This is a genomic window from Herbidospora solisilvae (genome assembly GCF_009901565.1).
Lineage (GTDB): Bacteria > Actinomycetota > Actinomycetes > Streptosporangiales > Streptosporangiaceae > Herbidospora > Herbidospora solisilvae.
The window spans coordinates 30926-50305 of the sequence record NZ_WXEW01000006.1 but is presented as its reverse complement, the minus strand read 5'-3'; the positions used below and the strand labels follow the sequence as shown (position 1 = coordinate 50305).

The window sequence follows — 19380 nt, the reverse complement described above, 5'->3', positions numbered from 1 at the left end:
AAGTACTCTTTCAGAGTTATGAAGGCAATGCTTCACATCTGCCGACGCCCTACCGTGGAGCCCCATGAAGAGCCATCGGATGGTCACCGACGACGTCGGGCTGCTGCGCGCCATGGCCCACCCGGCGAGGCTGGCGATCCTCGGCCGGCTCCAGGAGGAGGGCCCGGCGACGGCCACCGAGTGCGCCGAGGTCGCCGGGTTGTCCCCGAGCGCGTGCAGCTACCACCTGCGCACCCTCGCCAAGCACGGCCTCATCGAGGAGGCGCCGGCGCGGGGCGACGGCCGCGAGCGCGTGTGGCGGGCGCTCCAGAAGGGCTGGGGCATGAAAGACCCCGAGAGCGGCGAGCTCACCGCCGAGCTGCTCGCCGCCCAGAGCGCCGTCATCCAGACCGTCCTCGACGAGGCGTCCCGTCGCCTGTCGGAGTACCTGGCCCAGTCGTCGCGGGAGTCGGCCGACTGGCGTCAGGCCACCCGGCTCGCCCACATGGTCCTCTACATGGACCCCGACGAGATCCGCGCCCTGGCCGGGCGCGTCGACGAGCTCGTCGCCCCCTACCGCATCGCCGACCGCGACCCGGAGACCGCCCCCAACGGCGCGCGCGTCACGGAGTTCCAGCTGCGGATCTTCCCCCGGGCCCCGAAGAGGTCCTGAGGGCCCGCCCGGGTGCGCGGGCAGGTCAAGTCGTCCACCGGTTCCGGGTAGACTGTCCGGTGGTCTCCGTTGGTGAGGCCGAATTCGCACGCCCGTTCACGAAACGTCCTCTCGGTCCGCCGGTAAGGCGGCTGGAACGGTTCGGGGCGTCAGGGCGCGGGCCGCCGGCCCGTGCGTATAACCGAGATCGTGGAGGACCATTTCATGGCCACCCCCGTCGTCACCATGCGACAGCTCCTGGAGAGCGGCGTTCACTTCGGCCACCAGACCCGCCGGTGGAACCCGAAGATGAAGCGCTTCATCTTCACCGAGCGCAACGGCATCTACATCATCGACCTCCAGAAGTCGCTGTCCTACATCGACAGGGCCTACGACTTCGTCAAGGAGACGGTCGCCCACGGCGGCACGATCATGTTCATCGGCACCAAGAAGCAGGCGCAGGAGTCGATCGCCGAGCAGGCGGCGCGCGTGGGCATGCCCTACGTGAACCAGCGCTGGCTCGGCGGCATGCTGACCAACTTCTCGACCGTCCACAAGAGGCTCCAGCGCCTGAAGGAGCTCGAGGAGCTCGACTTCGAGAACGTCGCCGCCTCCGGCCTCACGAAGAAGGAGCTGCTGCTCCGCCGTCGTGAGAAGGAGAAGCTCGAGCGCACCCTCGGCGGCATCCGGGACATGTCCCGCGTCCCGAGCGCGGTCTGGGTCGTGGACACCAAGAAGGAGCACATCGGGATCTCCGAGGCCAAGAAGCTCGGCATCCCGGTCGTCGCGATCCTCGACACCAACTGCGACCCCGACGAGGTCGACTACCCGATCCCGGGCAACGACGACGCCATCCGCGCCGTCAGCCTGCTGACCCGGGTGATCGCCGACGCGGTCGCCGACGGTCTCATGACCCGCGCCGGCGCCTCGCGCGGCGGCGACGACAAGCCGGCCGGTGTGGCCGCGGCCGAGCCGCTGGCCGAGTGGGAGCGCGAGCTGCTCGAGGGCACCCCCGCCGCCGAGGCCGCGGCTGAGACCCCGGCCGAGGCCGCTGCCGAGGCGCCCGCCGCCGAGGCCCCCGCCGCCGAGTCGCCGGAGGCCCCGGCCGACGGTGACGAGTCGAAGGCGTAGTCCTTCCCCAAAGCTCTTCCGGGTGGGCGTGTCGGCACGATGACACGTCCACCCGCTCCACGACGAAACCCATGAGGAAATGACAATGGCTTCCGTGAACATGGCCGACGTCAAGCGGCTTCGCGAGCTGACGGCCGCCGGCATGATGGACTGCAAGAAGGCGCTGGAGGAGTCCGAGGGCGACTTCGACCGCGCGGTCGAGCTCCTGCGTCTCAAGGGCGCCAAGGACGTCGGCAAGCGCGAGGCCCGCACCGCCTCCAACGGCCTGGTCGCCCTCAAGCAGGACGGCGACTCGTCCGCCGCCCTCCTTGAGCTCAACTGCGAGACCGACTTCGTCGCCAAGGGCGAGCGCTTCCAGGAAGTGGCCGCCCAGGTCGTCGCCCACATCCTCGCGACCAAGCCGGCCGACGTGGCCGAGCTGCTCGAGTCCAAGCTCGACGGCAAGACCGTCAAGGAGCTGCTCGACGAGACCAACGCGGCGCTCGGCGAGAAGATCGAGATCCGTCGCTTCTCGGTGCTGGAGGGCGGCTACATCGGCGCCTACATGCACAAGACCGACCCGCAGCTGCCGCCGGCCGTGGGCGTCCTGGTCCAGCTCGACTCGGCCAACGCCGAGGTCGCCAAGGACATCGCGCAGCACGCCGCCGCGATGGCGCCGAAGTACCTCGACGCCGACGCCGTGCCCGCCGAGGTCATCGAGAAGGAGCGCGCGCTCTTCGAGGAGATGACCCGCGAGGAGGGCAAGCCCGAGGCCGCGATCGCCAAGATCGTCGAGGGTCGCGTCAACGGCTGGTACAAGGACTTCACGCTGCTCCAGCAGGCGTTCGTGAAGGACAACAAGAAGTCGATCAAGAAGTACGCGGACGAGGCCGGCGTCAAGGTCCTGGCCTTCACCCGCTTCAAGGTCGGCCAGGCATAGTCTGGGGCTGTCACCCGAGGTCGTCCCGTAATCATGCGGGACGACCTGTTCAGCCCGAAATCCACTGAGGAGGCCGCCGCCGTGCAGGAGAACACCGAACCCGCCCCGGCGGCTTCGTCGTATGACGGGCCGCTGCGCTGGAAGCGGGTCATGCTGAAGCTTTCCGGCGAGGCGTTCGCCGGCGGGGATTCCCTCGGCATCGACCCGGTAGTCGTGGCCAAGATCGCCGACTCGATCGCGGAGGCGGTCCGTGACGGCGTCCAGGTCTCGGTGGTCGTCGGCGGCGGCAACATGTTCCGGGGCGCCGCGTTGTCCGAGCGCGGCATGGACCGGGCCCGCGCCGACTACATGGGCATGCTGGGCACCGTCATCAACTGTCTCGCGCTGCAGGACTTCCTGGAGAAGCGCGGCGTGGAAACGCGCGTGCAGACCGCCATCACGATGCAGCAGGTCGCCGAGCCGTTCCTGCCCCGCCGGGCGATCCGCCACCTGGAGAAGGGCCGCGTGGTCATCTTCGGGGCCGGGCTGGGCTCGCCCTTCTTCTCCACCGACACCTGCGCCGCCCAGCGCGCGCTGGAGATCGGCGCGGAGGCCCTGCTCAAGGGCACCCAGGTCGACGGCGTCTACGACGCCGACCCCCGGAAGAACCCCGACGCGGTCCGGTTCGACCGGCTCGAATACGGCGAGGTCCTCACACGTGACCTCGCGGTGATGGACGCCACGGCCATCAGCCTGTGCAAGGACAACGGCCTGCCCATCGTGGTGTTCGAGCTGATGGGCGAAGGCAACATCCTGCGGGCGGTCCGCGGAGAGAAGATCGGCACGCTGGTGAGTCCGGCAGGGAAATAGGGAGCCAACAGTGATCGAGGAAACCCTCTTCGAGGCCGAAGAGAAGATGGACAAGGCGGTGACCGTCGCGAAGGAGGACTTCGCGGCCATCCGCACCGGCCGGGTCACCCCCGCGATGTTCAACAAGATCAATGTTGACTACTACGGGTCGCTGACCCCGGTCCAGCAGCTCGCCTCCTTCCACGTCCCCGAGGCGCGCATGGTGCTGGTGCAGCCCTACGACAAGGGCTCGATGAGCGCCATCGAGAAGGCGATCCGCGACAGCGACCTGGGCGTCAACCCCGGCAACGACGGCAACGTCATCCGCGTGGTGTTCCCCGAGCTCTCGGGTGAGCGCCGCAAGGAATACATCAAGATCGCCCGAACCAAGGCCGAGAACAGCCGCGTGTCCATCCGGAACATCCGGCGCCACGCCAAGGAAGTGCTCGACAAGCTCGTCAAGGACAGCGAGGCGGGCGAAGACGAGGTCCACCGCGCGGTGAAGGAGCTCGACGACCTGACCCAGAAGCACGTCGCCAAGATCGACGAGCTGCTCAAGCACAAGGAAGCCGAGCTGCTCGAAGTCTGACGAGCACCATCGCGATCCTTGCCCCGATGACGCAAGGGGCAGGGATCGCGCGCATGTAGGGAGTAGGACATCTTGGACGGAACGGTGTCACCCCCGGCGGGCGGGAGCCGTACCGGCCGGAACCTGCCGGCGGCGATCGCGTCCGCGCTCGGGCTGGCGGCGGTGATCCTCGGATCGCTCTACCTGTACAAGCCCGCGTTCCTCGTGGTCGTCATCGCCGCCGTCGGCGTGGGGATGCACGAGCTGGTGAAGGGGCTGGCCACCCGCGACATCCACGTGCCGCTGGTCCCCGTGCTGGCGGGCATGGCGGCGATGGTGTCCGGTGCCTACTACTTCGGGCCGGGGGTGTTCCTCGGCATCTTCGCGATCACCGTCATGGGCGTGCTGGGGTGGCGGCTGTTCCAGGGGTCCGACGGGTTCGTCCGCGACGCCACGGCGACGGTGTTCATGGCGGTCTACCCGGCGCTGTTCGCCGGGTTCGTCGGCCTGCTGCTGGCGCCGCCCGACGGCGCCAACCGGGCGCTCATCTTCGTGGCCGTGACGGCCTCCTCCGACATCGGCGGGTACGCCGCCGGGGTCCTCTTCGGCCGCCACAAGATGTCGATCATCAGCCCGAAGAAGACCTGGGAGGGCTTCGCCGGTTCGGCCATCGCCTGCGTCGCGGTCGGCGGCTGGCTGGTCGCCTGGTTGCTGAAGGGTCAGATCTGGCAGGGCGCGCTGCTCGGCGCCGTGGTCGTGATCTGCGCCACGGTGGGCGACCTGATCGAGTCCGTCATCAAGCGCGACCTCGGCGTCAAGGACATGGGCTCGGTGCTGCCGGGCCACGGCGGCATGATGGACCGCATCGACTCCCTGCTGTTCACGCTGGTGCCCTGCTGGCTGCTGCTGGCGGCCTTCGTCCGCTAGATGCGGTGAGCGGCGCTCAGCCGCGCCGCGATGACGTCGTGGCCGCGCTCGGCGGCGACCTTGAGCTCGCCGTCGGTCACCGGGACCAGCCAGAGCCACCGCACCACGTCTCCGGCGACCTGGAACCCCGACAGGTCGGGCAGGCCGTGCGGCGCCGCCAGCATCATCACACCTTCGTAGCCGCCGGGTATCGGGAAGGTGCCGGGCTGGTGATACCAGCGGGCCGTGTGGCCGTCGCCGAGCCAGGTGACCGAGCGCCACGGATACTGGCCCAGCCAGAGGAACAACCGGGCCGCCGACCGGGGGTCGCCCCGGGTGGCGACGGCGAGTTCGACGCGGGTCGGGGTGTCGTAGAGCTCGGCCGAGGGCATGCGCTGGCAACTCATCCCGACCGTCGACAGGACCGTGAAGTCGCGGCCGTAGGCGGGCGGGCGCTCGGTGACCCCGAGGGCGGGCAACCGGCCGCCGCTCGCGTCCCAGAACCGGCCCGGAGGGCCCAGCCGCCCGTCGAGGTGGCCCATGACGAACTGCTGGAACGACGCCCACGACGCCTCGCCGGCCCGCCACTGCCAGTAGGCCTCGGCCTTGGCGACCCGGGGGCTCAGGCCTTCGAGCGCCTCCGACAACGCCCAGGCGAACGGCCACTCGCCGACCGCGTCGCGCGCGTAGCCGGGCATGCCGCGTTCCAGATCGGCCCAGCCGGGGATGACGGCCAGCAGGCCCTCGTCGTCGTAGAGGGCGACGCCGTCGCCCTCCTCGAACCACAACACGCGCAGCCGGGCCGCGTCGAGGTGGGCGGTGCCGAAAGGGCGGCGGGTGCCCGCTCTGGGCATGACCGGGGGGCGGCCGGTGTTGAGACGGGCGAGGTCGAGTGACATCGGGGCCGTCACGTGGTTGCCGAGCCAGACGGCTCCACGGACGGATCCGGCCGGGTCGCGCAGGTAAGCTACCGAGGACACCTGATCGCGCTCGACGGTAAGGACGCGGCTCCCGTAGGGATTGGTGCTGGTGAGCACGATGGTGCTGTCCACGCCTCACCTCCCAGATCAGGACTCTAAGCCCGGTGCCGCCCGGCCGTAAGAGCAGTCGTCGTTTTGAGATCGTGAGGGTTCGTTATGTCCGAGGCCGCCCCCAAGGCCGGTCAGCTCACGTTCGTCGCACCGCGACGGGCGAAGCCGCAGCGCCATCTGGCCGACCTGACCATGGCCGAGCGCCGTGCCGCCGTCGCGGAACTCGGTGAGAAGCCGTTCCGGGCCGACCAGCTCTCGCGCCACTACTTCGCCAAGCTGACCGAGTCGCCGGATGACATGACCGACCTTCCGGCCGCCTCCCGCGAGACGCTCGGCCAGCTGCTGCCGTCGCTGCTGACCTCGGTCCGTGAGATCACCTGCGACGACGGCATGACCCGCAAGACCCTCTGGAAGCTGTTCGACGGCTCCCTGGTCGAGTCGGTCATGATGCGCTACCCCGACCGGGTCACGATGTGCGTCTCCTCGCAGGCCGGCTGTGGCATGAACTGCCCGTTCTGCGCGACCGGCCAGGCCGGGCTGACCCGCAACATGTCGACCGCCGAGATCGTCGAGCAGGTCGTCGCCGGGCAGCGGGCGCTGGCCAGGGGCGAGGTGCCGGGCGGGCCCGGCCGGGTCAGCAACATCGTCTTCATGGGCATGGGCGAGCCCATGGCCAACTACAAGGCCGTGATCGGCGCGGTCCACCGTATGGTCGACCCGTCGCCCGAGGGCCTGGGCATCTCCGCGCGCGGCGTGACCGTCTCCACGGTCGGCCTCGTCCCGGCGATCGAGAAGTTGTCGAACGAGGGCCTGCCGGTGACGCTGGCCGTCTCGCTCCACGCCCCCGACGACGAGCTGCGCGACACGCTGGTCCCGATCAACACGCGCTGGAAGGTGGCCGAGGTCCTCGGCGCGGCCTGGGACTACGCCGCCAAGACCAAGCGCCGGGTCTCGATCGAGTACGCCCTCATCAAGGACGTCAACGACCAGGAGTGGCGGGCCGACCTGCTCGGGAAGCTGCTCAAGGGCAAGCTCGTCCACGTCAACCTGATCCCGCTCAACCCGACCCCGGGCTCGAAGTGGACGGCCTCCCGGCCGGAGGACGAACGGGCCTTCGTCCGGCGGCTGGAGTCCCACGGGGTCGCGGTGACGGTCCGCGACACCCGGGGACGTGAGATCGACGGCGCCTGCGGCCAGCTCGCCGCGGCTAACCCCTGACCCGGCGCACCGCCGCGTAACCGGCCAGCCCGGCCGCGCTCCAGGCCAGCGCCGAGGCCACGATGACCCCCAGCCGGTCGGGCAGTTCGTGGTGGTGGGCGGCGTTCATCCAGTCGAGGACCGGCACCGACGCCCACGGGCCGGCCGAGCTGAGCAGCAGGATCGCCATGTAGCCGCCGACCAGCACGGCGGCCGAGGCGGCGGGGGAGGCCAGCACCGGGCGGCTCGTCAGCGCGCCCAGAGCGGTCCCGGCCAGCACGGCCAGCAGGTGCAGCCCGGCGCCGTAGCCGAGGTCGGCCCCGCCGGGCGTCTCGGCGAAGCCCACGAACAGCGGGAACACCACGGCGACCAGTGCCAGCGCGCCGGTCAGCAGCAGCGCCGCGAGCAGCCCGGCCACGAGTTCGCGGCGGCGGCCCACGGCGGTGATCGCGATGAGGCGCTGTTCGTCGGGCTCGTTGTCGAGCAGGCCCCGGGCCGCCCACGCGAAGACCAGCATCAGGATGCCGGCCGAGTCGGAGTAGCTGGGGAGTTCGCCGCCGGCGGGCACCCCGGTGGCGTAGATGATCGACAGCACGGCGAGCAACCCGAGCACGGGCTGGAAGATCCGGTGCGACCGGACATAGCCCGAGAGCCGGAACGTGACCAGGGGAATCATGAGACCTCGTGGCCTTCCGCCCGCAGCCGGGCCGCCAGCGCGTCCGCCTTCGACTGCGGCAGCTTGATCGTCAGGGTGGTCAGGGGATCGTCCACGACGATCGGAACGGCTTCGGCGATCTTCCCGTCGCGCACCTCGTAACGGGTCACGCCCGGCACCGACCGGAGGTCGCCCTGGTGGTCGCTGGCGACGACGATGCCGCCACGCGCGGCGACCTCGGCGACGATCACCGACAGTTCGGCTCGGGCCGTCGCGTCGAGCCCGGCGAACGGCTCGTCGAGGATCAGCAGTCCCGGCTCCCCGGCGAGGGCCTGGGCGAGGCCGACCTTGTGGGCGCTGCCCTTCGACAGGTCGGGCAGCTTCTGGCCGAGCAGGTGGTCCATGCCGAGCCGCGCGGTCAGCTCCTCGGGCACGGCCACCCGGCGGACCGCCGCCATGTGCCGCAGGTAGGCCGCCACGGTGAACGGCTGGGCCGAGGGGAACCGTTCGGGGGCGTAGCCGATGACCGCCGGACGCTCCTCGATCCGGCCCCTGACCGGCCGCAGCAGGCCCGCGAGCAGTCGCAGGAGGGTCGACTTGCCGGTGCCGTTGGGCCCGGTGATCTCGGCCACCGAGCCGGGGGCGAGGTCGAGGGAGGCGTCGGAGAGCACCCAGGGATCGCCTCGCCGGTAACGGAAGGAGACGTTCGTCGCACGCACTTCACCGATATTAGGTTGATTGTGTCCGTTGCCGGATTCATCTCGATAATGTGCGGCATGCTTCGCACACGAATCTCCGGCGCGGCGCTGCTCGCGGTGGCCGCGTTAGTCGCCCCCTCAGCCCCGGCATGGGCCGACGCCCACTCCCCGGGCTCCTCCGGTGTGGGCGACCCCTACTTTCCGCACGCCGGCAACGGCGGTTACGACGTCCAGCACTACGACCTGAAGCTGCGCTACACCCCCAAGTCCGGCCGGCTCGACTCCACCGCGACGATCACCGCCAAGGCCACCAAGGGCCTGTCGCGCTTCAACCTCGACCTGTCGGGGCTCACCGTCCGGTCGGTCGCCGTCGACGGGAAGAAGGCCAAGTGGTCCCGCAAGGGCCAGGAGCTGACCGTCACCCCGAAGAAGGTCATCGACGACGAGGCCTCGTTCACGGTGGTCGTCGAGTACGACGGCACCCCGAAGCCGGTCGACGACTCCGACCTCGGCGTCACCGGGTTCATCCGCACCAAGGACGGCGCCGTCGTCGTCTCCCAGCCCGACGGCGCCCGCACCTGGTTCCCCGCCAACGACACCCCGCGCGACAAGGCGACCTTCTCCTACGAGATCAGCGCCCCCGTCGGCCTGACGGTGCTGGCCAACGGCGAGCCGCAGAACTCCGGCATCGTCCGGGTCAAGAAGGGCTACGTCGTCTCCCGCTGGAAGATGAAGCAGCCCATGGCCCCCTACCTGGCCATGATCGCGATCGGCAAGTACAAGGTCAGCGAGGGCACGGCCGGGGGCGTCCTGAACATCACCGCCTACGACCCCGCCCTGGCCAAGACCTCCAAGCACCTCCACAAGGAGACCGCCGAGGCGACGAAGTGGGGCGTCGAGCACTTCGGCCCCTACCCGTTCGACTCGACCGGCGGCATCGCCGACAAGCTCGACGTCCACTACGCCCTGGAGACCCAGGGCCGCCCGGTCTACGACGGCGACGCCAGCGACGACCTGCTGATCGTGCACGAGATCGCGCACCAGTGGTTCGGCAACAGCGTCGGCCTGGAGTCGTGGAACGACATCTGGCTGAACGAGGGCCTGGCCAGCTACGCCGAGTGGCTCTACGAGGAGACCCACAACGGCCCGAAGGCCCAGACGACCTTCGACAAGTACTACAAGAACACCGGAAAGTTCTGGGACGTCAAGACCGGCGCCCCCGGCAAGAAGAACATGTTCGACTGGGAGGCGATCTACCTGCGCGGCGCGATGACCGTCCACGCCCTGCGCACCGAGATCGGCGACGAGACCTTCTTCGGCCTGCTGAAGGAGTGGGCGGCCCGCAACCGGCACGAGACCGCCACCACCAAGGACTTCATCGCGCTCGCCGAGGAGCTCAGCGGCAAGGACCTCGGCCCGCTGTTCAAGAAGTGGCTGTACACGGCCAAGAAGCCCGCGCTGTAGCGCGCACGGGGGCGGGCCGCCGGGAAGGGGCCCGCCCTCAGCCGGTCAGCTTGCCGATCTGGTCGATCAGCGTGAGCACCGAGAAGAACCCGAAGAAACCGAAGGCCAGCAGCACCGCGACCATGCGGTAGCCGCGGATCCTGATCGCCTGGGGCAACATCTTCCGGTTGAGGACGGCCAGCAGCGCCGAATAGACGAACATCATGATCCCGCCGACGCTGGAGGAGATCACCAGCAGCGTGATCGGCTGGTCGAAGCCGATGGTCAGCATCACGATCCCGAAGATCACCATGAACCAGACGACGAGCGAGTAGATCCGGCTCTCCGTCCACCGCGCCGAGGCGGGCAGGTAGACGGTCTTCACCACGTCGGCGACCATCCGCCCGACGTAGTCGCAGATGCCCATCGACGCGGCGAACAGCGACAACGCGCCGATGGCCCAGAAGAACGTGCCGAACCAGCTCAGCCGCTGGTTCAGCACCTCGCCCTCGGCCTTGAGGAAGGTGATGTCGTTGGTGGCGCCCGAGCCGAAGACGGTCGAGTAGGCCAGCATCGACATCAGGAAGATCGTGAAGATGGTGATCGCGACGAACGAGACGAGCTGCTCGGCGTTGGCCACCTTCCACCAGCTCCGCCACCGCGACAGGTTCTCCTCGGTCGGCTCGAAGGTGTAGCCGGTGGCGGGCGCGGCCTGGTCCTCTCCGGTCACCGGCGAGACCAGCCGGGGGATCCGGGCGCCCATGCCCATGTTCTTGTCGCGGACCCAGTTGCTCTGCACGAGGTTCTGCCCGCCGCCCGCCCCCGCGAAGGCCAGCGCGCCCAGCACCAGCGCCGTGCCGAGCTGGCTGGGCACCGTCCCGATGCTCGTCACCGCCTCGCCCAGTCCCCGGTACGCCTCTCCCGAGATCGCCACGAACAGCGCGACGACCAGGAACACGAGCACGGCCGCGACCTTGACGAACTGGGTGGCCTCGACGGTCCGGTAGACGACGGGGGAGAGGGTCAGCGCGATCCCGATGATCACGAGCTCGATGACCGCGATGACCGTGACGTTCCCCTGGCCGACCGCGTAGGTGAACACGGTGGCGCTGGAGGTGGCCCACCCCGGCCAGATGTTGGCCAGCAGCGCCATCAGGGCGAACACGATCCCCCAGTGGCGCCCCAGCCGCGAGAACCCGGTGAGCGCGGTCTCCCCGGTGGCCAGGGTGTAGCGCTCGATCTCCATGTTCAGGAAGAACTGCGCCACCACCCCGACGACGGCCGCCCACAGGAACACCAGGCCGACGTTGGCGGAGATGTAGGGCCAGATGACGAACTCACCCGAGGCGAGCCCGACCCCGGCCGCGATCACTCCAGGACCGAGGACGCGGCGGAGCGGCTGGGGCTCGGGTAACTGCGCGACCTTGAACGCGGGCATGCTGCTCATGGCCGCCGTCGCTACCCGCACAGACGCCTTTCAGGCGTGCCGGGAAGGTGCGGTCAGTGGGTTCCCCAGGAGTACGTTTGTTTGTGCAGCTTCAGGTAGACAAAGGTCTCGGTGGCCCTGACCGCAGGGATCGCCCGGATTTTGCCAAGAATTTCCAGGAGGTGTTGATCGCCCTCACACACGACCTCGACCATGATGTCGAGCGAGCCGGCCGTCAGGACGACGTAGTCGACCTCTTCGATCGAGCCGAGCTCGTCGGCGACGGCCTCCAGGTCGCCTTCGCACTTGATGCCGATCATGGCCTGCCGGGGGAACCCCAGGGTGAGCGGGTCGGTTACCGCCACGATCTGCATGACACCGGCGTCGAGCAGGCGCTGGACGCGCTGGCGGACGGCCGCCTCGGAGAGCCCGACGGCCTTCCCGATGGCGGCGTACGGTTTGCGGCCGTCGGCCTGCAGTTGCTCGACGATCTGCTTGGAGATCTCGTCGAGCACCACGGGGCCGTTCCTGGTGGTCCGAACCTTCGGCGTGGTCATCCCCGCATAAGCCCTTCATGTTTCCGACATGTTGCCGCCTAGGTGCGACATGTTGTCAGTTCAGCGTCCCTTGTCAAGCGATTCCGTAGCAATTTGATATCTTTCGCTACGAAATCCCTTGTCGTTGTCTGATATGTCTGTCAGAGTCGCGACAACTTTGAACACCTTCACAGGAGGTCGAAGTGACCACCCGCCTGCAGAACTACATCAACGGGAAGTTCGTCGACGCCCGGAGCGGGCGCTTCTCCGACGTGGTCGACCCGAGCACCGGCGAGGTCTACGCGCAGGCCCCCCTGTCCGGACAGGAGGACGTCGACGCGGCCTACGAGGCCGCCGCGGCGGCGTTCGAGACCTGGGGACAGACGACTCCGGGTGAGCGTGCGAACCTGCTGTTGAAGATAGCCGACGCCATCGAGGCGCGCGCGGACGAGATCAACCAGGCCGAGTGCCGCAACACCGGCAAGCCCTACGCCCGCATGAGCGAGGACGAGACCCCGGTCGCGGCCGACCACTTCCGCTTCTTCGCGGGCGCGGCGCGCACGCTGGAGGGCCCGACGGCCGGGGAGTTCCTCGCCGAGCACACCTCGGTCATCCGGCACGAGCCGGTCGGCGTCATCGGCCAGGTCACGCCGTGGAACTACCCGATGATGATGGCCGTCTGGAAGATCGCCCCGGCGCTGGCCGCGGGCAACACGATCGTGCTGAAGCCGTCGGACACCACCCCGGTCTCCACCGTCAAGCTCGCCGAGATCATCGGCGACGTGCTCCCGGCCGGCGTCTTCAACGTCGTCACCGGCGACCGCGAGACCGGCTCGCTGGTCGTCTCCCACCCGACCGCCTCGATGGTCGCCATCACCGGCTCGGTCGGCGCGGGCATGGCCGTCGCCAAGAGCGCGGCCGACGACCTCAAGCGGGTCCACCTGGAGCTGGGCGGCAAGGCCCCGGTCGTGGTCTTCGACGACGTCAAGGACATCAAGGCCACCGCCGAGGCCATCGCCGGCGCGGGCCTCTACAACGCCGGGCAGGACTGCACCGCGGCCTGCCGCGTGCTCGTCCAGGAGTCGATCCACGCCGAGTTCGCCGAGGCCCTCAAGGAGGCCGCCGCCGCGACCGTCACCGGCACCGGCGAGGACGCCTTCTACGGCCCGCTCAACAACCCCAACCAGCTCGCCCGGGTGCAGGGCTTCTTCGAGCGCCTCCCCGAGCACGCCACCGTGCTCACGGGCGGCGAGCGGGTCGGCGAGGCGGGCTACTTCTTCGCCCCGACCGTGGTCGACGGCCTGAAGCAGGACGACGAGATGATCCAGACCGAGGTCTTCGGCCCGGTCATCACCGTCCAGACCTTCACCGACGAGGCCGACGCCCTGGCCAAGGCCAACGGCGTGCAGTACGGCCTGTCGGGCTCCGTCTGGACCTCCGACCACGGCCGCGCGATGCGCATGTCGAAGCGGCTCGACTTCGGGGTCGTGTGGGTCAACACCCACATCCCCTTCGTGTCGGAGATGCCCCACGGCGGCTTCAAGCACTCCGGGTACGGCAAGGACCTGTCGGTCTTCGGCCTGCACGACTACACCCGCGTGAAGCACGTCATGCACTACATCGGCGAATGACAAGCGAGACGCGGCCGGCCGGAGGCCGGCTGTGTCTCGCGTTCTGAATCTGCCCAGAATGAAGCGAGAGGTGATATGCCCGAGGATGTCCCCGCCATCGAGCTTGACGGCGTCGTCAAGGAATACCTCGCGCACGGCGAGACGGTTCAGGCGGTAAAAGGTGTCAGCCTGACGATCGGGGAGGGTGAGTTCTTCTCCCTCCTCGGCCCGTCCGGCTGCGGCAAGACGACGACGATGCGCATGATCGCGGGGTTCGAGGAGCCAACGAAGGGCCTCGTCAAGCTCCTCGGGCAGGACGTCACCAACGTCCCGCCCAACAAGCGCGACATCAACATGGTCTTCCAGTCGTACGCGCTGTTCCCGCACATGAACGTGTGGGAGAACGTCGCGTTCGGACTGCGCCGCAAGAAGGTGGCCGAGGCCGAGATCAAGCAGCGGGTGGGCGACATCCTGGAGATCGTCGACCTCACGGGCCGCGAGAAGCGGCGTCCACGCGAGATGTCCGGCGGCCAGCAGCAGCGGGTGGCGCTGGCCCGCGCGCTGGTCAACCGGCCCCGGGCGCTGCTGCTCGACGAGCCGCTGGGCGCCCTCGACCTGAAGCTGCGCCAGCAGATGCAGACCGAGCTCAAGCGCATCCAGCGCGAGGTGGGCATCACCTTCGTCTACGTGACCCACGACCAGTCCGAGGCGCTCACGATGAGCGACCGGATCGCCGTCATGAACGACGGCCTGGTCGAGCAGCTCGCCGACCCGCGCGAGATCTACGAGAGGCCGGCGTCGAAGTTCGTGGCCGGGTTCATCGGGACCTCGAACCTGCTGTCGGGCACCGTGGACGCCGTCGACGGCGACCTGCTGGTGGTCCGGCTCGGCGAGCAGGACCGCATCCTCGTACCCGGGCAGGCGGCGGCGGGGGACACCGTCGACCTGACCGTTCGGCCGGAGAAGATCACGATCTCGACCGAGCAGCCCGAGGCCGGGCTGAGCCTGGTCAAGGGCACCGTGGGCGAGCTCACCTATCTCGGCACCTACAACAGCTACGCGGTGGCGCTGGCCGACGGCACGGAGATCACCGTCTTCCAGCAGAACGCCATCGACAGCTCGACGACGGCGGAGCGCGGCGACACGGTGTGGCTCTCGTGGCGTCCGCAGCACTCTTACACGTTGTCGTAAGCGGGGGAATTTTGCGGATAACTTCAGCTACGTCCAGATAGAAACCCCCTCGGAGCTTCGATGAACAATCCCCTCCTGCGCGGTATGACGCAGTCCCGATACTCCCGCCGTGACGCCCTCCGCTTCGCCGGTTACTCGGCCGCCGGGCTCGCCCTGGCCGCCTGCGGCGTGCAGGGCCAGAAGGCGGCGGCGCCCTCTCCCAGCGCCGTCGCCGACTTCTGGTCCACGCAGAAGAAGAACGGCCGGGTCGTCTTCGCCAACTGGCCCGAGTACATGCCCGAGGACCAGGGCCCGCTGAAGCAGTTCCAGCAGGCGACCGGGATCTCGTACGAGTACAAGGAAGTCATCCAGGAGAACGCCGAGTTCTTCGGCAAGTCGGAGCCGCAGCTCCGGGCCGGGCAGCCGCTCGGCTACGACATCGTCGTGATGACCAACGGCGTCCACCTCGGCAAGATGATCCAGCTCGGCTACCTGACCGCGCTCGACCACAAGCAGCTGCCCAACTTCGCCGCCAACGCCGGGGCGTCGTACAAGAACCCGGCCTACGACGCGAACAACACGTACACGATCCCCTACCAGGCCGGTGTCACGGGCATCGCGTACAACACCAAGTACGTCGACGAGGACATCACCAGCATCCAGTCGATGTTCGACAAGAAGTACGAGGGCAAGGTCGGCATGATGGCCGACGCCCAGGAGATCGGCAACTTCGGCATGTTCGCCGTCGGCGTCGACCCCGACAAGTCGACCCAGGCCGACTGGGAGAAGGCCGCCGCCAAACTCAAGGAGCAGCGCGACCAGGGCATCGTGCGCAAGTACTACGCCCAGGACTACATCGACGCCGTCGCCAAGGGAGACATCTGGATCAGCATGGCCTGGTCGGGCGACGTGTTCCAGCGCCAGCTCGCCGGGGAGCCGGTCAAGTTCGTGGTGCCCCAGGAGGGCGGCACGATCTGGATCGACAACATGGCCATCCCGAAGGGCGCCGCCAACCCGGTCGACGCGCTGATGCTGATGGACTTCCTGTACAAGCCCGAGATCGCCGCCGAGCTGACGTCCTACATCCAGTACGTCACCCCGGTGCCCGGCGTGCAGCAGATCCTGGCCGCGAAGAGTGACGACGACTCCAAGGCGCTGGCCGAGAGCCCGCTCATCTTCCCGACCGAGGCCGACTACGCCAAGCTGCGGCCCTACCGCACCCTCACCAACGCCGACGAGCCGGTCTACAACGGCCTCTTCCAGACCATCACCCAGGGCTGATCGAATGAGACGCTGGACGCCTTACTGGCTCGCCCTGCCCGCGTGGTTGTGGCTGGCCATCTTCCTGGTCGTGCCCATTGTGGCCATGGCCTCGGTGTCGCTGACCACGGGCAACCTCATCGACGGGTTCTCACAGACGTTCAGCGTCTCCAACTATTCGGACGCGATCGCCAAGTACAGCACCCAGTTCGTGCGCTCCCTGGTGTACGGCGGCGTCGCGACCGTGATCATGCTGGTGCTCGGCTATCCGGTGGCGTACTGGATCGCCTTCAAGGCCGGGCACCGCAAGTCCATGTTCCTGTTCCTCCTGCTGCTGCCCTTCTTCGTGTCGTTCGTGCTCCGGACGATCTCGTGGGGCTTCCTGCTGGCCGACGACGGCATCCTGTTCGGCACGCTGAAGGGCTGGGGCGTGCTGCCGGAGGACTTCCACGTGCTGGCCACGACGGTGGCGGTCATCGGCGGCCTGGTCTACAACTTCCTGCCGTTCATGATCCTGCCGATCTACGTCGCGCTGGAGCGGGTCGACCCCCGCGTCATCGAGGCCTCCTACGACCTCTACGCCTCGCGCTTCTCCACGTTCCGCAGGGTGGTCCTGCCGCTGTCGCTGCCCGGCGTGTTCGCCGGGGTCCTGATGACGTTCGTGCCGGCCACGGCCGACCCGATCAACGCGCAGATCCTCGGCGGCACGTCGAACACGATGATCGGCAACATCGTGCAGACCGAGTACATGGTCAACAGCAACTACCCGACGGCGTCGGCGATCTCGTTCACCCTGATGGCCGTGCTCCTGATCGGCATCTTCATCTACGCGCGTGCCCTCGGAACCGAGAACGTGCTGGAGGCGGCGGCCAGATGAGAACCCGGCTGGGGGACAAAGCCCTCTATCTGTACACCTGGCTGATCATCCTGTGGCTGGCCTCGCCCATCGCCGTGATGATCCTGTTCGGGTTCAACGACAAGCAGTCGAAGTCGAACACCTCCTGGCAGGGGTTCACGTTCAAGTGGTACCAGCAGTTGTTCGCCATCGACGGCCTGACCGAGGCGCTGGTCAACTCGCTGGTGATCGCGGTGATCAGCACCGTCCTGGCCACCGTGCTCGGCACCCTGCTGGGCCTGGCCGTCGGCCGCTACCGCTTCCGCGGCAAGGGCGTCACCGACTTCCTGATCTTCGCCGCGATCAGCACGCCCGAGCTCGTCATGGGCGCCTCGCTGCTGTCGCTGTTCGTGTCGGGCAACGCCCCGCGCGGCCACACCACGATCATCATCGCGCACACGCTCTTCTCGCTCGCCTTCGTCGTCGTGACGGTGCGCGCGCGGGTGGTCGGCCTCGACCCCTCATTGGAGGAGGCCGCCCGTGACCTGGGCGCCGGCACGTGGACCACGTTCCGGCTGGTCACCCTCCCCTCGATCATGCCCGGCGTGGCGGCGGGCGCGATGCTCGCCTTCGCCCTGTCGATCGACGACTACGTCGTGACGAGCTTCGTCAACGGCTCGACCCAGACGTTCCCCCTGTGGATCGTGGGCGCCGTGAAGGTGGGCATCCCGCCACAGGTGAACGTCATGGGAACCCTTATCTTTGGTATAGGCGTCCTGCTCGCCGTCGCCAACGCAATATCCGCCCGCAGGAAGACGACCCACTAAAGGGACGTGAAATGTGTGACCCCCTCGCACAGCCGCACTCCTAGCACCGCGAAGGGCAAGTGCCCGCACCACTCCGCTCGCGCCGTTCTGATTCGGCGCGAGCCCGGCGTGACCGCCGCCCCCACCTGATCTGATCTCTTGAGCCCCGTCGAGTCGTGCTCCGGGGCCGATCGGCGTTTCCTCCACCGGCTTGTCATTCCGTCATGCCGGGATTTTCCGTACCCCCAAGAAAGAGGCCTTGATGATGAGGTGCACGAGAAAAATTGTCGGGATCCCCGCCGGTGACGAACCAGTTTTGAGGCGATGATGGATCCGCGACGCGCGCTCGCCGACGCCGAGCGCAAGCCCTACTGGCTGCACGAAGACCCCCTGGAGCCCGAGACGCTGCCGCGGCTGTTCGGCCACACCACGGCCGACCTGGCCATCGTCGGCGGCGGGTTCTCCGGTCTGTGGACGGCCCTGCTGGCCAAGGAGCGCGACCCCAGACGCGACGTCGTCCTGCTGGAGGGACAGACGGTCGGCTGGGCGGCGACCGGCCGCAACGGCGGTTTCTGCCACGCGAGCCTGACCCACGGGCTCGGCAACGGCCTGGAGCGGTGGCCCTACGAGATCGCCGATCTCCACCGGATGGGCATCGAGAACTTCAACGAGATCGAAGAGACGATCAAGCGCTACGGCATCGACTGCTCCTTCGAGCGGACCGGCGAGATGAACGTCGCCACCGAGCAGTGGCAGATCGACGAGATGCGCGAGATCCACACGATCGGCCGTGAGCTCGGCATGGACATCCAGTACCTCGACCAGGACGAGGTGCGGGCCGAGGTCAACTCCCCGACCTACATCGCCGGCGTCTGGGAGCGCGGCGAGTGCGCCATGATCGACCCGGCCCGGCTCGCGTGGGGCCTGCGGCAGGCGTGCCTGAAGCTCGGGGTGCGCATGTACGAGCACTCGCCGGTCCGCGAGATCTCCTCGCTCGGCCCGTCGTTGCAGCTCAAGTCGATGTACGGCACCGTTCGCGCCCGCCGGGTGGCGCTGGGCACCGGCGTGTTCTCGCCCCTGCTGCGGCGGCTCAAGTACTACGTCGTCCCCGTCTACGACTACGCCCTGATGACCGAGCCGCTCACCGAGGCGCAGCTCGACTCGATCGGCTGGAAGAACCGGCAGGGCATGGGCGACTCGGCCAACCAGTTCCACTACTACCGGCTGACCGACGACAACAGCATCCTGTGGGGCGGCTACGACGCCGTCTACTACAACGGCGGCCGGGTCCGCCCGACCTACGACCAGCGCGACACCACCTTCCACACGCTGGCCGAGCACTTCTACGAGACCTTCCCCCAGCTGGAGGACGTGCGGTTCTCCCACAAGTGGGGCGGCGTCATCGACACGTGCAGCCGCTTCTCGGCGTTCTTCGGCACCGGCTACGGCACCCGGCTGGCCTACGCCGTCGGCTACACCGGCCTCGGCGTGGCGGCCACCCGCTTCGGCGCCAACGTCATGCTCGACCTCCTCGACGGGCGCGACACCGAACGGACGCGGCTCGACATGGTGCGCCAGAAGCCGGTGCCGTTCCCGCCAGAGCCCGTCAGGTCGGGGGTGATCCAGCTGACCCGGTGGTCGCTGGCCCGGGCCGACGCGAACGGCGGGCGCCGCAACATGTGGCTGCGTACCCTCGACCGGCTCGGGCTGGGATTCGACTCATGAGATCT

At 68.4% G+C, this 19380-nt stretch carries 19 protein-coding genes; 14 read left to right on the top strand and 5 right to left on the bottom strand.

What is annotated here, in order from left to right:
• Window positions 1-64 precede the first annotated feature (64 nt).
• The 6 genes from GT755_RS38635 to GT755_RS20220 all read left to right on the top strand — a co-directional run bounded on the left by GT755_RS38635 (window position 65) and on the right by GT755_RS20220 (window position 5004).
• Complete coding sequence (locus GT755_RS38635; RefSeq protein ID WP_202610318.1) at window positions 65-652, top strand: helix-turn-helix domain-containing protein; 588 nt, start codon at window positions 65-67, stop codon at window positions 650-652.
• Between the two features lie 204 nt (window positions 653-856).
• A complete protein-coding gene (rpsB, locus tag GT755_RS20240) occupies window positions 857-1762 on the top strand; it encodes a 30S ribosomal protein S2 (protein WP_161481261.1) in 906 nt (301 codons plus the stop codon).
• A gap of 85 nt (window positions 1763-1847) precedes the next feature.
• The gene (gene tsf / locus GT755_RS20235; RefSeq protein WP_030455679.1) at window positions 1848-2681 is read left to right on the top strand and encodes a translation elongation factor Ts; all 834 of its coding nucleotides are present in this window, start codon (window positions 1848-1850) and stop codon (window positions 2679-2681) included.
• Window positions 2682-2714: 33 nt separating this feature from the next.
• Entirely contained in the window at window positions 2715-3530 is an 816-nt protein-coding gene (gene pyrH / locus GT755_RS20230) for a UMP kinase (protein WP_202610317.1), read from the top strand.
• Between the two features lie 10 nt (window positions 3531-3540).
• Window positions 3541-4098: a ribosome recycling factor gene (frr, locus tag GT755_RS20225; RefSeq protein ID WP_030455681.1), complete on the top strand. Its 558-nt coding sequence runs from the start codon at window positions 3541-3543 to the stop codon at window positions 4096-4098.
• A gap of 72 nt (window positions 4099-4170) precedes the next feature.
• Window positions 4171-5004 (top strand): phosphatidate cytidylyltransferase, encoded by an 834-nt coding sequence (locus GT755_RS20220; protein WP_202610316.1) that lies wholly within the window; start codon window positions 4171-4173, stop codon window positions 5002-5004.
• Here GT755_RS20220 and GT755_RS41235 read toward each other — a convergent pair.
• A complete protein-coding gene (locus GT755_RS41235) occupies window positions 5001-6035 on the bottom strand; it encodes a suppressor of fused domain protein (protein ID WP_328794430.1) in 1035 nt (344 codons plus the stop codon). The genes GT755_RS20220 and GT755_RS41235 overlap by 4 nt on opposite strands.
• An 84-nt stretch (window positions 6036-6119) precedes the next feature.
• Here GT755_RS41235 and rlmN point away from each other — a divergent pair, with 84 nt between their 5' ends.
• Window positions 6120-7232, top strand: a complete 1113-nt coding sequence (rlmN, locus tag GT755_RS20210) for a 23S rRNA (adenine(2503)-C(2))-methyltransferase RlmN (RefSeq protein WP_161481260.1) — start codon at window positions 6120-6122, stop codon at window positions 7230-7232.
• Here rlmN and GT755_RS20205 read toward each other — a convergent pair.
• The gene (locus GT755_RS20205; protein WP_161481259.1) at window positions 7222-7887 is read right to left on the bottom strand and encodes a hypothetical protein; all 666 of its coding nucleotides are present in this window, start codon (window positions 7885-7887) and stop codon (window positions 7222-7224) included. The genes rlmN and GT755_RS20205 overlap by 11 nt on opposite strands.
• Window positions 7884-8585: an ABC transporter ATP-binding protein gene (locus tag GT755_RS20200; protein WP_161481258.1), complete on the bottom strand. Its 702-nt coding sequence runs from the start codon at window positions 8583-8585 to the stop codon at window positions 7884-7886. Before GT755_RS20200 ends, GT755_RS20205 begins: the two co-directional genes overlap by 4 nt.
• Window positions 8586-8642: 57 nt before the next feature.
• Between GT755_RS20200 and GT755_RS20195 the strand changes: the two genes are divergently transcribed.
• Window positions 8643-10028: a M1 family metallopeptidase gene (locus tag GT755_RS20195; protein WP_202610315.1), complete on the top strand. Its 1386-nt coding sequence runs from the start codon at window positions 8643-8645 to the stop codon at window positions 10026-10028.
• 37 nt (window positions 10029-10065) lie between these two features.
• Here the strand turns inward: GT755_RS20195 and GT755_RS20190 are convergent, their stop codons facing one another.
• Complete coding sequence (locus tag GT755_RS20190) at window positions 10066-11454, bottom strand: Nramp family divalent metal transporter (protein ID WP_161481256.1); 1389 nt, start codon at window positions 11452-11454, stop codon at window positions 10066-10068.
• Between the two features lie 53 nt (window positions 11455-11507).
• A complete protein-coding gene (locus GT755_RS20185; protein WP_137251043.1) occupies window positions 11508-11990 on the bottom strand; it encodes an Lrp/AsnC family transcriptional regulator in 483 nt (160 codons plus the stop codon).
• Window positions 11991-12172: 182 nt separating this feature from the next.
• Here GT755_RS20185 and GT755_RS20180 point away from each other — a divergent pair, with 182 nt between their 5' ends.
• From GT755_RS20180 to GT755_RS20155, 6 genes are all read left to right on the top strand, one after another.
• Window positions 12173-13600 carry a gamma-aminobutyraldehyde dehydrogenase gene (locus tag GT755_RS20180; protein ID WP_161481255.1) on the top strand — a complete coding sequence of 476 codons (1428 nt, stop codon included), beginning with the start codon at window positions 12173-12175 and terminating at the stop codon, window positions 13598-13600.
• A 75-nt stretch (window positions 13601-13675) separates the two neighbouring features.
• Window positions 13676-14770, top strand: coding sequence for an ABC transporter ATP-binding protein (locus GT755_RS20175; protein WP_161481254.1), 1095 nt, complete (start codon window positions 13676-13678; stop codon window positions 14768-14770).
• A gap of 60 nt (window positions 14771-14830) precedes the next feature.
• Window positions 14831-16030: an ABC transporter substrate-binding protein gene (locus GT755_RS20170; RefSeq protein WP_202610314.1), complete on the top strand. Its 1200-nt coding sequence runs from the start codon at window positions 14831-14833 to the stop codon at window positions 16028-16030.
• A gap of 4 nt (window positions 16031-16034) precedes the next feature.
• Window positions 16035-16886, top strand: coding sequence for an ABC transporter permease (locus GT755_RS20165; RefSeq protein WP_161481253.1), 852 nt, complete (start codon window positions 16035-16037; stop codon window positions 16884-16886).
• The gene (locus GT755_RS20160) at window positions 16883-17671 is read left to right on the top strand and encodes an ABC transporter permease (RefSeq protein ID WP_161481252.1); all 789 of its coding nucleotides are present in this window, start codon (window positions 16883-16885) and stop codon (window positions 17669-17671) included. The genes GT755_RS20165 and GT755_RS20160 overlap by 4 nt, the downstream gene beginning before the upstream one ends.
• 306 nt (window positions 17672-17977) lie before the next feature.
• The gene (locus GT755_RS20155; protein WP_030455695.1) at window positions 17978-19375 is read left to right on the top strand and encodes an NAD(P)/FAD-dependent oxidoreductase; all 1398 of its coding nucleotides are present in this window, start codon (window positions 17978-17980) and stop codon (window positions 19373-19375) included.
• The last annotated feature ends 5 nt before the right edge of the window (window positions 19376-19380 follow it).